Origin of the sequence: Micromonospora pallida, assembly GCF_900090325.1 — a bacterium.
In the GTDB taxonomy this organism is placed as follows: Bacteria; Actinomycetota; Actinomycetes; order Mycobacteriales; family Micromonosporaceae; genus Micromonospora; species Micromonospora pallida.
The window spans coordinates 6,456,449-6,469,444 of sequence record NZ_FMHW01000002.1 but is presented as its reverse complement, the minus strand read 5'-3'; the positions used below and the strand labels follow the sequence as shown (position 1 = coordinate 6,469,444).

The following is a 12,996-nucleotide window of genomic DNA, read 5'->3' as shown; positions in this document are numbered from 1 at the left end:
TAGCTCGCGACTGAGGGCTCGCAGAACCGGCTCACTCCTCGCACTCATGCAGGTCCCTGCCACCGCTGGGTCAGCCGGCCGTCCGCCCCGATCGACCCGACCAGGTGGCCACGCCACGTCTCGTCGGCGGTCGGGAAGTCCTCCCGCCAGTGGCAGCCCCGGGTCTCCCGGCGGGCGTAGGCGGCGGCGACCAGCGTCGACGCCACTGTCACCAGGTTCGTCGCCTCCCAACTCGCCGTCCGGGGCGCGCTCCGTCCCGTGCCGAGTTCGGTCAGCGTCGCCGCCGTCGCGGCCAGCGTCTCCGCCGAGCGGAGCACCCCGGCTCCCCGGGTCATCGCCCGTTGCAGCACCGGCGTCACCTCCGGCGGCACGACCCAGCCGCCCCCGCCGCACCACGCGCCGGTCGGCGCGGGCTGCGCCTGTTCCGGCAGGCTGCGGGCGATGTCCTCGGCGATCCGGCGGGAGAAGACCAGCCCCTCCAGCAGCGAGTTGCTGGCCAGCCGGTTGGCGCCGTGCACCCCGGTGCAGGCCACCTCGCCGCAGGCGTACAGGCCGGGGATGGAGGTGTGGCCGTGCAGGTCCGTACGGACGCCGCCCGACGCGTAGTGGGCGGCCGGGGCGACCGGGATCAGATCGGTCGCCGGGTCCACCCCGATGGCCAGACAGGAGGCCACGATGGTCGGAAAGCGGCGGGCCAGGTGGGCGCCGCCGAGGTGCCGGGCGTCGAGGTAGACCTGGTCCGTGCCGGTGGCCAGCAGCACCCGGTGGATGCCCTTGGCCACCACGTCCCGGGGGGCCAGCTCGGCCAGCTCGTGCTGCCCCACCATGAACCGCTTGCCGTCGGCGTCGACCAGGTACGCGCCCTCGCCGCGCAGCGCCTCGGAGACCAACGGCTGCTGGGCGTGCCCGGCCCCGGGCACCCGGGCGTGTTCCGGGACGATCAGCGCGGTCGGGTGGAACTGGACGAACTCCACGTCGGTGACGTCCGCTCCGGCCCGCATGGCCAGCGCGACGCCGTCCCCGGTCGACACGGCCGGGTTGGTGGTCGCGGCGAAGATCTGGCCCATGCCGCCGGTGGCCAGGACGACCGCGCGGGCCAGGATCGCGCCGACGCCGTCCTCGCTCCCCTCGCCGAGCACGTGCAGGGTGATCCCGCAGGCCCGGCCGAGCCCGCCAGGGCCGGCCCCGGGGGCACGGAGAAGGTCCAGCACCAGGGCGTGCTCGACCAGTCGGATCCACGGGTCACGGCGGACCGCGGCGTGCAGGGCCCGCTGGACCTCCGCACCGGTGGCGTCCCCGCCGGCGTGCACGATCCGGTCGGCCCGGTGCCCGCCCTCCCGGGTCAGCATCAGCGAGCCGTCCGGGTGCCGGTCGAACTCGGCCCCGATCCGCATCAGCTCCCGCAGCCGGGCCGGCCCCTCCTCCACCAGCACCCGCACCGCCGCCGGGTCGCAGAGCCCCACCCCGGCGACCTCGGTGTCGTACGCGTGCGCGGCCGGGGTGTCCGCCGGGTCGAGCACCGCGGCGATGCCACCCTGCGCCCAGCGGGTCGAGCCCTCGTCGATGCTGACCTTGGTGACGACGGTGACGTGCAGCCCCGCCTCCCGCAGGTGCAGCGCGGCAGTCAGCCCGGCGACCCCGGACCCGACCACGATCACGTCCGTGGTCTCCACCCATCCGGGCGCGGGCGCGGCCAGCAGGTCGGGAACGCGGGGCAGCGCGACGGTCGACAGCTCCATGGGCACAGTCAACCGCGCCGGGACCGCCCGCGCAGCGGCGGGGCCACATCGAGTGGCGCGGCCGACCTTCCTCCCCCGCCACCACATCTACGCCGGTCGCGGGGCCGCTCCCGGGCAGGGCGTGGCGGCGACACCGGTCGTGGCGGCGACACCGGGCCGGGCGGTGGCAGGGGGTCAGCGGGTGCGGATCGGCAGGGCTGTGGGGCCGGCGCCCTTGAGCGAGCGGGTCACCGTGCGGTCGCTGAGCCAGAGGTAGCAGCGGACGCCCCGGTCGCCGGCCTTCCACCGGCCCGCCCCGGGTGGGCGTACCACCACGTCGACGCGGAACCGAAGGTAGTCGTCGGCCGGCAGGCCGGCGTACCGGGCGAGGACGGACCGGCAGCCGGCGTAGAGCGGAGCCCAGTCAGCGGGCTTCACCGGGAACGGGGTGTCGGGGGCCTTCCACACCCCGGCGAACTCGGCGTTGTGCGCCTTGGCGCAGTCGGCCGGGGTGACCGCCTGCACGCCCAACTCCGGCCCGGTACGCGCACTCTGACAGCCCAGCCGGAGCGGCGAGGGTCCCTTCAGGGCGTCCCGCAGGCTGCCGGAGCGCAGCACCGTCCGGCCGTCACGTTCCACGGTGTCGACCTCGGTCAGGTCGCAGCGGTACCAGCGGGCACCGGACGTCCAGCCGACCTTGGACGGCAGGGCCACCCCGAGCCGTAGCCGCCCGGCCCGCCACTCGTCCCCCACGTACGCCGAGGCGCGGGTGTCGCAGTCGGCGAAGGCGCCCCGCATCGGCGGCGAGTCGACGGCCGGGACGGCAGTGACGGCGGGCGGGAAGGTGCCCACGTGCGCGGTCTCCACCCGGTGTGGGACGCCGCAGTCCACCGGCGTGAAGGTGGCGAGCGGGACCACGTCCGCGAAGTCGGCCACCTGGCAGACCCCGGCCGGCGGCACGAACGGTCCGGGCGCGGCCAGGGCGGCCCAGTCGTCGACCAGGTCACCGTCCAGCCCGTCGGAGCTGGCGCAGCCGGCCAGCAGGGTGGCCGCCAGCACCGCTGCGGCCAGGCTCCTCCCCGCCCGACGCCCGCGCCGGGAACAGCGGAAAATCCCGCTCATCGCGGCCTCCCCCAGCCAGCGGCCGTCGCCCGACGGCGCGCGGTGAGGGTAACAACAAATGACCCTCCGGTAACAGACCGCACGTGCGGGCCGGAACCGGACACCGGCGACAAGGACCGGGCCGGCCGGCAGCCGGAACGGGCACGGCGGTCAGCGGACGGCGAGCACGTCTCCGCGTACCGGGTCACCGACCATGCCCGGGGCCACCCCGGCCGGGTCGACACCCAGCTCGATCACCCGGTTGTCGGCGTCGACGTGCACCACCCGGGGCTGGTACGTCCGCGCCTCGGCGTCGTCCATCTGCCCGTACGAGATGAGGATGACCAGGTCACCGGGGTGCACCAGGTGCGCGGCGGCCCCGTTGATGCCGATCACGCCGCTGCCCCGCTCGCCGGGGATGACGTAGGTCTCCAACCGCGCGCCGTTGGTGATGTCCACGATCGCCACCTGCTCACCGGGGAGCAGGTCGGCGGCGTCGAGGAGATCCTGGTCCACGGTCACCGAGCCGACGTAGTGCAGGTCGGCCTGGGTCACCGTGGCCCGGTGGATCTTCGACTTCAGCATGGTGCGGTACATCGGGTTTGCCTCTCGCGGTCGTACCCCGGACCGGTCCGGCCCGGGTCGGATGGTCAGCGGGGATCGAGCCGGATCGCCATGTTGTCGATGAGCCGGGTGGTGCCGACCCGGGCCGCGATCAGCAGCCGGGCCGGGCCGGTGAGCGGACCGGGTTCCAGGTCGGGGTCGGTGAGCACCAGATAGTCCAGTTCCGCGCCGGAGCCGCCGACCTTGTCGAAGGCGGCGTGGGCGGCGGCCAGCGCGTCGGCGGCGGTCGCACCGTCCGAGGCGGCCAGCGAGCCGGCGTGCAGTGCGGCGGAGAGGCTCCGCGCGGTGACCCGCTCGGCCGGGGACAGGTAGCGGTTGCGGCTGGACAGGGCCAGCCCGTCCGGCTCGCGCACCGTCGGTACGCCGACGACCCGGACCGGCACCTCGAGGTCGCGGACCATCCGCCGGACCAGGGTGAGCTGCTGGTAGTCCTTCTCCCCGAAGAAGGTGAGGTCGGCCCGGGTGAGCTGGAGCAGCTTCAGGACCACGGTGAGCACCCCGTGGAAGAAGCCGGGCCGGCTCTCCCCCTCCAACTCGCCGCCGAGGTGCCCCGGCTCGAGCCGTACGTGGGGTGGCCCGTCCGGGTACATGTCCGCGACCGAGGGGGCGAAGACCAGGTCCGCCCCGGCCCGCCGGCACACCTCGAGGTCCGCGTCGAGGGTGCGCGGGTACCGGTCGAAGTCCTCGTTCGGGCCGAACTGCAACGGGTTGACGAAGATCGTCACCAGGACGTGGTCGGCCTGCTCCCGGGCGGCCCTGAGCAGCGACTCGTGCCCGGAGTGCAGCGCGCCCATGGTCATCACCACCCCGACCGTGCCGGTCAGCGCGCCCCGCGCCCGGGCCAGGTCCGCCCGGGTGTGCACCACCTCGGTCATGCCACTGCCTCCCGGTTCGTCGCGCCGCCCAGCACCCCGAGCAGCGACTCCGCGTCGACCGGCCGGAGCCGGCCGGCGGCGATCGCCCGGTCGGCGGTACGCCGGGCCAGAGCCAGGTACGCCCCGACCGAGTCCGGCGCGGTCGCCGTCAACCGCTCGAGGTGCCGCTGGACCGTGCCGGCGTCCCCGCGTGACACCGGACCGGTCAACGCGTCGTCCCCGAGCCGCAGGGCGTTCTCCAGCGCCGCCCGCAGCAACGGGGCGAGCACCCGGGCCGGCTCGTCCACCCCGGCGTCGCGCAGCCGGTCGGCCGCCTCGTTGACCAGGGTGACCAGGTGGTTGGCGCCGTGCGCCAGGGCCGCGTGGTAGAGCGACCGGTCCGCCTCGTCGATCCACTCCGGCACACCGTCGAGGTCGGCGACCAGACGGGTGGCCAGTGTCCGCAGCTCCGGCGGGGCGGTCACCCCATACGAGACGCCGGGCAGGCGGTCGAGGTCGTCGGGCGTACCGGTGAAGGTCATCGCGGGGTGCAGCGCCAGCGGCCGGGCCCCCACCTCGACGGCCGGGGCGAGCACGCCCAACCCGTACGCGCCGGAGGTGTGCGCGACCACCTGGCCGGCGCGCAGGACGCCGCTCTCGGCGAGACCGGTCACCACGGCGGTGAGCGCGTCGTCCGGGACCGCCACCAGCAGCAGGTCGGTGGCGGCGCGAGCGACCGCCAGCACCGACCGGCGTCGGGCGTCGGGCAACAACCGGGCGATCCGGGCGGTGGAGGCGGCGGAGACACCGGCGGCGGCGACCACCCGGTGACCGGCGGCGGTGAGCGCCGCACCCAGCACCGCACCGACCCGGCCGGCACCGATCACGCCGACGGTGAGATGGCGGGGAAGAACGGGGAGGTGGCCCGGCGGTTCGACGGCGCTGCCGGTGGGCGCGCCGGGGCGCGGGCGCAGTGATGCGCTCATGGCGATGATCCAGTCCTCGAAGGTGGTACCGGTCAAGCGCAAGTATGCGCCGTGGGCACCGGCACGCACAGACAGGTGTGAAAACCTTCACCAGCACCGGTGGGGTCGCGGACGGGGCCCTGCGGTGGCCGGTTCGACCGCACCCGAGCGGCCCCTACGGTGACCGGTTCGACCGGGCCCGAGCGGCCGTCCCGGGATGGACGGGCCGTAGGGTCGACACGGTGACCCCCACCTCGACGAGGGACGGACTGATGGGCACCGGTTGGCGGGCGGCGATGACCACGGCGCTCTACGGCCCCGACGGTTTCTTCGTGGCCGGCGCCGGTCCGGCGGCGCACTTCCGGACCAGCGTGCACGCGTCCCCGGTGTTCGGCGCGGCGCTGCTGCGGCTGGTCGAGCGGGTCGACGCGGCGCTCGGGCGTCCCGCCCGGCTCGACGTGGTGGACGTCGGCGCGGGACGGGGTGAACTGCTCACCACCCTCGCCCGGCTCGCCGCCGACCGCACGGCGGGTGGGGCCGGTGGCCGGCAGTCGCCGACCACCGGTGCGGCCACCAGCGGCGACCAGCCGACGGACGGGAACGGCGTGGACCAGCCGACGGAGGATGCCGGTGGGTCGGGGCAGCCGTTGGCCGATCGGCTCCGACTCACCGCAGTCGAGGTGGCGTCCCGGCCGCCCGGGCTCACCGCCGCCGTCGACTGGCGGGATCGCGCGCCGGCGGGCGTCACCGGGTTGCTGCTGGCCACCGAGTGGCTGGACAACGTGCCGCTGGACGTGGCGGTGGCCACCGACGACGGCTGGCGCACCGTGCTGGTCGACGCGGCCGGCGTCGAGTCCGTCGGCGGGCCGGTCGACCCGGCCGACGCCGAGTGGCTGGCGACCTGGTGGCCGGACCCGGCCCCAGGGAGCCGGGCCGAGATCGGGCGGACCCGGGACGTGGCCTGGGCGGAGGCGGTAGGCGCCGTCGACCGGGGACTCGCCCTGGCCGTCGACTACGGCCACCTGCGCGCCGACCGTCCGATCGCCGGGACGCTGACCGGATACCGGGCCGGTCGACAGGTGCCGCCGGTGCCGGACGGCTCCTGCGACCTCACCGCACACGTCGCCGTGGACGCGGCCGGCGACGCCGGCTCGGCGGTGGCCGGTACGCCGTACGCGCTGCTCGGTCAGCGGGAGGCACTGCGGTCGCTCGGGGCCGACGGTGGTCGCCCACCCCTGGCCCTGGCCGCCACCGATCCGGCCGGGTACGTCCGCGCGCTCGCCGCCGCGTCGGCCGTCGCCGAGCTGACCGAGCCGGCCGGGCTGGGCGGACACTGGTGGCTGTTGCAGCCGGTGGGCATCCCCGCGCCGTTGGCGGGGTCCGGGCCACCACCGCCACCCCGGTCCTGAGCCGTGGCACGATGTCGGGCATGACCACCGACGCCGGGAGCCTGCGTGAGTTGACCGTCGGCACCGGGACGGGTCTGGACACCGCCGACATGGTGCTGAACATCGGCCCGCAGCACCCCTCCACCCACGGAGTGCTCCGGTTGAAACTGGTGCTCGACGGCGAACGGGTGGTCGCCTGCGAGCCGATCATCGGGTACATGCACCGGGGCGCCGAGAAGCTCTTCGAGGTCCGCGACTACCGGCAGATCATCGTGCTGGCCAACCGGCACGACTGGCTGTCGGCCTTCTCCAACGAGCTGGGCGTGGTACTCGCCGTCGAACGGCTGATGGGGCTGGAGGTGCCGGAGCGGGCGGTCTGGCTGCGGACCGCGCTCGCCGAGCTGAACCGGGTGCTCAACCACCTGATGTTCCTCGGGTCCTACCCGCTGGAGATCGGCGCGATCACGCCGATGTTCTACGCCTTCCGGGAACGGGAGACGCTCCAGGCGGTCATGGAAGAGGTCTCCGGCGGCCGGATCCACTACATGTTCAACCGGGTCGGCGGGCTCAAAGAGGAGGTGCCGGCCGGCTGGACGCGCCGCGCCCGCGCGGCCATCGACGAGGTACGCCGCCGCCTGCCCGACCTGGACAACCTGATCCGGCGCAACGAGATCTTCCTGGCCCGTACGGTCGGGGTCGGGGTGCTGTCCGCCGCCGACGCCGCCGCGTTCGGCGCGTCCGGCCCGGTCGCCCGCGCCTCCGGGCTCGACCTCGACCTGCGCCGGGACGAGCCGTACCTCGCCTACGGCGAACTGGACGTCCCGGTGGTCACCCGCACCACCGGGGACTGCCACGCCCGCTTCGAGGTGCTGCTCGACCAGGTGTACGTCTCACTCGATCTCGCCCAGCGGTGTCTGGACCGGGTGGACCAACTGACCGGACCGGTCAACACCCGGCTGCCGAAGGTGGTCAAGGCACCGGAGGGGCACACCTACGCCTGGACCGAGAACCCACTCGGCATCAACGGCTACTACCTGGTCTCCCGGGGCGAGAAGACGCCGTGGCGGCTGAAGCTGCGCACGGCGTCGTACGCCAACGTGCAGGCGCTGGCCACCCTGATCCCCGGCTGCCTGGTCCCCGATCTCGTCGCGATCCTCGGCTCGATGTTCTTCGTCGTCGGCGACGTCGACAAGTAGCTACAGGTCGACGGCCCCGACAGGTGGCGTTTGGTCGCCGCCCCGACAAGTAGCTACAGGTCGACGGCCCCGACAGGTGGCCGCCGGGGACGGGGTCAGCGCCAGTGCCCCGGGGAGTCGTCGCCGCGTCGCTCGGGCTCCCCGTACGACCGGCCGTACCGGTCCGAGCCGGGCTCGCGCCGGCGGGCCGGATCCGGCCAGTCGTCGGCCGGCCGCTGTCCGCGCGACGCCGACCGCCCGTGTGACGGCTCGGGCTCATGCGACCCCGACCAGCCGTGCGCCGACTCGGGCCCGTGCGGCGACGTCGACCAGCCGGGCGCGGGTTCGGGTTCGTCGGGCGTCGACCAGCCGTGCGTCGGACGGTCGCCCCGCGCGGGCCGCCACTGCTCCGGCACCGGCACCCCGCCCGGCGGCAGCGCCCGGTTCAGGTCGGGGCGGTGATCGCCCCGGTCGTTTCCGCGCGGGTACGCCGACCGGGAACCGCGGCCCGGCTCGTCGCGGTCGTACCCGTCGTCGGGTTGCCCGCGCCGGGGCCGCCGGACGGCCGCCCAATGGTCCTCCACCCGCAGTTCGGTGCCGCTGTCGTCGGCGTGCACCGCCGCCCGCCGCTCACCCATCCGCAGTTCCCGACCGTGTCCGTCGTCCCGGACGGTCGCCCACCGGCCGCCGGCCTGGACCTCGGACCAGTCGTCGGCCCCGGCCCCGGCCTCCGTCGACGGGTACGTCCGGCCCGACCGCTCCGCCGCGCTCCGCCGGGACCGCCCGTCGTCTCCGCCCGGCGGTCCGTACCGGTCGTCGGCCCCGTACCAGCCCCGGTCACCGGCCGGCGTGCGCCGGTCCGTTCCGCCCTGGTTCGGTGCGCGGTGGCCGGACCAGTCGGGGGAACCGTCCGACCCGGACCGGTCCGCCGGGCCGGACCAGGACCGCGCCTCGGCCGGACCGGACCCGGCCGGCGGGGCGTCCCAGGAGCGGTCGGGGTGTCCGGACGGCGGTGCCGGCCGCGCCGACCCACGCGGGCGGCCCGGTCGGGCATGGTCCTCCGACGGCGGGTAGCCGTCCCACCGGTCGTCTCGCTCCGGGGCGTGCCCCGTCCACGGCTGCTCCTCAGCCGGCGTCCACCGGCCGTAGCCGCTGCCCGGACCCGGGTCCGCGCCGGTGCCGTCGACGATGGTGTGCCGGGTGGTCACGTGCACGGTCTCGGTGTGCCGCACCATGCCGACCGGGCGGGATGGTACCTCCGGGCCGGGCGTGGCCCCGGCTCGGCCGTCGGACCGGTCGGAGCGGGGCGGCGCGCCGTACACCCCGCCCGCCGACCGCTCGGCGTACCGGGGGGTGGCCCGCGACCGGGCGGCCGGCTCCTCGTCGGCGTACCAGTCTCCGGCCGACCGGTGGTCGCCGAACGACTCCTCGTCCGGCTCGGGTGCCCGCCGACGCCCGGTGCCGTGCTCCGCCGACCCGTCGTGTTCGTCCGCGCGGCGCCGGCCACCGGCCCCGGCCCGGCGGTGGTCGTCCTCCGCCCGGTGAGCGTCGTCCCGGTCCTCGACCCGGCGGCGGCCCTCACCCGGTTCTCCGGTCCGCCGGCCCGCTCCGTGTTCGTCGGTACGCCGGTGGTCCTCGGCACGGCGGCCCGCTGCGTGTTCCTCTGCGCGACGGGGTCCCTCGGGGTGGCGGGGTCCCTCGGGGTGACGGTGTTCCTCGGGGTGACGGTGCTCCTCGGGGTGACGGCCGTACGCGGGCTCGGCCCGCCAGTGGTCGGTCTCGGCGACCCGACGCGGACGGTGGTCCGGCATCGCCTCCTCCGGCTCCGGTTCGTCGGCGCCCCGCCGGAGCGGATCCACCCCGGCCACGTCGGCCGGCGCCACCCGCGCCCGCCCGGCCCGGGGTGGCTCGCCGGCCGGTTCGGTCGACACCTCACCGACCCGGGCCGTCGCCACGTCACCGACCCGGGCCCGAGCCGCCGCCGGCTCCGGCGACCACCGGTCGGGGGCGGCGGCCTGTCGGGCGGAGTGGGCGACAGCGGTGAGTTCGGCGCGCAACTCGTCGATCTCGTCGGCGAGCTGCCGCACCTCGCCGACGGCGTCCGGACGGAGGGTGATCGACAGGCCGATCATGACCACCGAGGCGATCGCGAGCACGGCGGCGACGCGCAGCACACCGTTGCCGTCGGCGACCAGCAGCAGCAACGCCGCGAGCGCGGCGACCGCCAGACCAGCCCGGAAGAGAAGGGTCGACCGCGAGGCGGCGCGCTTGTCGTCGGAAGCGGGCATGGGTGTGCAGCCTACCGAGCGTTCCTGGGACGAAAAAGCCGACGGTGCCCGATTTCGGGCACCGTCGGCGGAACGACATGCTCCACGCGTCGGGCGGCCGGCGCGCGGACGGACTCAGCTGACCGCGAGCGCCCCGTCCGAGGAGAGGACCAGGCCCACGCTGGCGGCACCGGTCTTCAGGGCGTTCTTGGTCTGCGGTCCGGCGGCGTCCAGCGAGCTGAACGAGCCGGCCTTGAAGTCGTAGACCTGGACCAGGCCGGCCTGGCACTTCGTTCGCTCCGGGCACTCCGGCGGGCCGGCGAGCACGGTGTCGGCACCGGAGCACTTCTCAGCGAGCTGGGTGAGGGTTGTCACACCGTACTTGTCGGAGAACGCCTTGGTGACCGCGAAGGCGTTCTGGTCCTGGGCGGCCGAGGGCGCACCGAAGGTCAGACCGGCCTTCTCGCCAGCCGTCTTGAGGGCGGCGACGGTCTTGTCCAGGTCGGGCGAGGAGACCTCTGGGGCGTCCTTGCCGTTGGCCTTCTTGTTGAGGAACTCGGCCAGGGTCGCCGCATACTCCGGGAACACCTGGATATCGCCCTTCTCCAGGGCCGGCTCGTACAGCTCACGGTTGCCGACCTGCTGCACCTTGACCTGGTATCCGGCAGCGGTGAGCGCGATCCGGTACAGCTCGGCGAGGGTCTGGCTCTCGCTGAAGTTGGCCGCCCCGACCACGATCGGGCCACCCGGTCCCTTGGCGATGCCGTCGGTCAGGTTGTTCGCCGTGGCGAACTCCTCGGCCGCCGCCTCGGGCGTCTTGCGGTCCACGTCGACGGCCTTGTTGAGCGCGACCAGCTTCGGCGTGTCCAGCACCGCCGAAACCTTGTCGAGGGCGGCGATGAGCTGCGGGTTCGCCGCTTTGGCGTTGATCGCCGGAATGACGTTGTCGGTGTTCTGGAGCTTCTTGTCGTCCTCGAGGACGACCAACTGGTCGCCGGCGACCGGGGCGCAGCCCGCACCGGAGGCCGCTGCCTCCGGCGCCTCGGTGCCAGAGGAGCCCGCGTCGCCGCAGGCGGTGAGGAATCCCGCTGCGGCAAGGGCGCCCACCGCGCCGATGGCCAGTCGAGTACGCGCGCGCATCATCAGCCCGCCTCCTGTGTCCCGGCGCGACCCGTCCGGGCCGGCCGCGTGTCCGACGGGCGATCGTCCTGCCGCCCGTGTGTCTCCCCGAGTCGATTCCCGTGGGATCCCACGAGACATCCTCGCGGAATCACGCGAGACGCGCTCGCAGAAGTTCCACGAAACACTTTCGGGGGCGGCCCGACAAGTCCGCATGGCGGGTTTGTCACCGGATCGTCACCCATGCGTCACCCCAGGGTGACCCGGCTCCGGCTCCCTCGGGCCCGGCAACCGGCGAGCACATCGGCGGCTTCACCCCCACCGGCGACTCAGCCGCCGGCCACGGCTGACCTCAGTGCTCGACCCCCGCCAGCGGCTCAGCCGCCGGCCACGGCACCCGCCGCGCGGCGGCTGGCCCGGCGGCGGACCCGCCGCAGCGGGCGCGGGGTGACCAGCCGCTCGACCAGGGCCAGGAGCAACTCGACCAGGATCGCCAGCCCGGCCACCAGCACCCCGCCCGCGAGGATCTGCCCACCGCCGGCCGCGATGTCCAGGCCGAAGCCGGCCCGGATGATCTGGCCCAGCCCGCCCCCGTTGACGAAGGAGGCCAGCGCGGCGGTGGCGACCACCTGGACGGTGGCGGTCCGGAACCCGGCCGCCAGGTACGGCACCGCCAGCGGCAACTCCACCCGGCGCAGCACCTGCCAACCGGAGAAGCCCATGCCCCGGGCCGCGTCGCGGGCCTCCGGATCCGCCTGCCGGATCCCGGTGTACGCGTTCGCCAGCAGCGGCGGCACGGCGAAGACGGCCAGCGCGACCACCACCGCCGGCTGCCCGAACCCGAGGAAGGTCAACGGCAGGATGGTCAGCAGGGCGAGGGTCGGCACGGCGAGGGTCACGTTGGAGACGAGCACCACCAGGCCACCGCCCCGGCCGGTGTGCCCGAGCCAGAACCCGACCGGCCAGGCCACCAGACAGCCGAGGGCGACCGCCGCCGCCGACATGGTCAGGTGTTCCGTGAGCCGTTCCAGGATGCCGCCCGGGTTGGTCCAGTTCAGCGGGTCGTTGAGCCAGAGCACCGCCTGCTCGATCGCGCTCATGGGGTGGTCCTCCGCAACCAGGGGGTGAGCAGCCGGCCGACCCCGGCCAGCACCAGGTCGAGCAGCAGCGCCAGCAGCACGCAGAGCAGGGTGCCGGTCATGATCTGCGCCTTGTAGAAGTTGTTCTGGAAGCCGGCGAAGATGAGCTGGCCGAGTCCGCCCCGGCCGACCACCACGCCCACCGTCACCAGCGCGACCGTGGAGACGGTGGCGAGCCGCAGCCCGGTGAGGATGCCGGGCAGCGCCAGCGGCAGCTCCACCCGGAACAGCCGGCCCCAGCGGCCGTACCCCATGCCCTGGGCGGCCTCCCGCACCTCGGGCGGCACCTGGTTGAGCCCGGCCAGCACGTTGCGCACGATGACCAGCAGCGCGTAGAGCACCACCACGCTGAGTACGGTCACCGCCCCGATTCCGAGGTACGGCGCCAGGAAGGCGAACAGCGCCAGGGACGGGATCGTGTAGAGCACACCCGTCAGTGCGAGAATCGGGCCGGTGAGTGGCCGGAACCAGTACGCCGCCACCGCCAGTGGCAGGGCCACCAACGCGGCGATCACCACCGCGCGGGCGGTCAGCGAGGCGTGCTCCCCCAGCGCGGCGACGATGCTGTCGGAGTTGTCCCGAACGTACTGCCAGGAGAACCACGGGTTACCCGGATCGGCCCGGTAGCTCAGGCGGAAGGACATGC

At 74.7% G+C, this 12,996-nt stretch carries 11 protein-coding genes; 2 read left to right on the top strand and 9 right to left on the bottom strand.

Features of this window, described 5'->3' with window-relative positions; translation table 11 throughout:
* Positions 1-44 precede the first annotated feature (44 nt).
* The 5 genes from GA0074692_RS27350 to GA0074692_RS27330 form a co-directional block, all read right to left on the bottom strand.
* The gene (locus GA0074692_RS27350) at positions 45-1,739 is read right to left on the bottom strand and encodes an L-aspartate oxidase (protein WP_091649269.1); all 1,695 of its coding nucleotides are present in this window, start codon (positions 1,737-1,739) and stop codon (positions 45-47) included.
* Between the two features lie 174 nt (positions 1,740-1,913).
* The gene (locus GA0074692_RS27345) at positions 1,914-2,840 is read right to left on the bottom strand and encodes a septum formation family protein (RefSeq protein WP_091649266.1); all 927 of its coding nucleotides are present in this window, start codon (positions 2,838-2,840) and stop codon (positions 1,914-1,916) included.
* Positions 2,841-2,990: 150 nt separating this feature from the next.
* Positions 2,991-3,416: an aspartate 1-decarboxylase gene (gene panD / locus GA0074692_RS27340; protein ID WP_091649263.1), complete on the bottom strand. Its 426-nt coding sequence runs from the start codon at positions 3,414-3,416 to the stop codon at positions 2,991-2,993.
* A gap of 53 nt (positions 3,417-3,469) precedes the next feature.
* Positions 3,470-4,318 (bottom strand): pantoate--beta-alanine ligase, encoded by an 849-nt coding sequence (panC, locus tag GA0074692_RS27335; protein ID WP_091649260.1) that lies wholly within the window; start codon positions 4,316-4,318, stop codon positions 3,470-3,472.
* Entirely contained in the window at positions 4,315-5,283 is a 969-nt protein-coding gene (locus tag GA0074692_RS27330) for a Rossmann-like and DUF2520 domain-containing protein (RefSeq protein WP_091654177.1), read from the bottom strand. Before GA0074692_RS27330 ends, panC begins: the two co-directional genes overlap by 4 nt.
* Before the next feature lie 251 nt (positions 5,284-5,534).
* Between GA0074692_RS27330 and GA0074692_RS27325 the strand changes: the two genes are divergently transcribed.
* Both GA0074692_RS27325 and GA0074692_RS27320 read left to right on the top strand, forming a co-directional pair.
* Complete coding sequence (locus GA0074692_RS27325) at positions 5,535-6,671, top strand: SAM-dependent methyltransferase (RefSeq protein ID WP_091654175.1); 1,137 nt, start codon at positions 5,535-5,537, stop codon at positions 6,669-6,671.
* 11 nt (positions 6,672-6,682) lie between these two features.
* Positions 6,683-7,846: an NADH-quinone oxidoreductase subunit D gene (locus GA0074692_RS27320; RefSeq protein ID WP_176738746.1), complete on the top strand. Its 1,164-nt coding sequence runs from the start codon at positions 6,683-6,685 to the stop codon at positions 7,844-7,846.
* Positions 7,847-7,941: 95 nt separating this feature from the next.
* Here the strand turns inward: GA0074692_RS27320 and GA0074692_RS35030 are convergent, their stop codons facing one another.
* The 4 genes from GA0074692_RS35030 to GA0074692_RS27300 form a co-directional block, all read right to left on the bottom strand.
* The gene (locus GA0074692_RS35030; protein WP_091649257.1) at positions 7,942-10,113 is read right to left on the bottom strand and encodes a hypothetical protein; all 2,172 of its coding nucleotides are present in this window, start codon (positions 10,111-10,113) and stop codon (positions 7,942-7,944) included.
* Positions 10,114-10,227: 114 nt separating this feature from the next.
* Positions 10,228-11,235, bottom strand: a complete 1,008-nt coding sequence (locus GA0074692_RS27310; RefSeq protein WP_245730482.1) for a glycine betaine ABC transporter substrate-binding protein — start codon at positions 11,233-11,235, stop codon at positions 10,228-10,230.
* Between the two features lie 353 nt (positions 11,236-11,588).
* Positions 11,589-12,311, bottom strand: coding sequence for an ABC transporter permease (locus GA0074692_RS27305; RefSeq protein ID WP_091649255.1), 723 nt, complete (start codon positions 12,309-12,311; stop codon positions 11,589-11,591).
* On the bottom strand, positions 12,308-12,994 hold the full coding sequence (locus tag GA0074692_RS27300) for an ABC transporter permease (RefSeq protein WP_091649251.1): 687 nt from the start codon (positions 12,992-12,994) through the stop codon (positions 12,308-12,310). Before GA0074692_RS27300 ends, GA0074692_RS27305 begins: the two co-directional genes overlap by 4 nt.
* Positions 12,995-12,996: the final 2 nt, after the last annotated feature.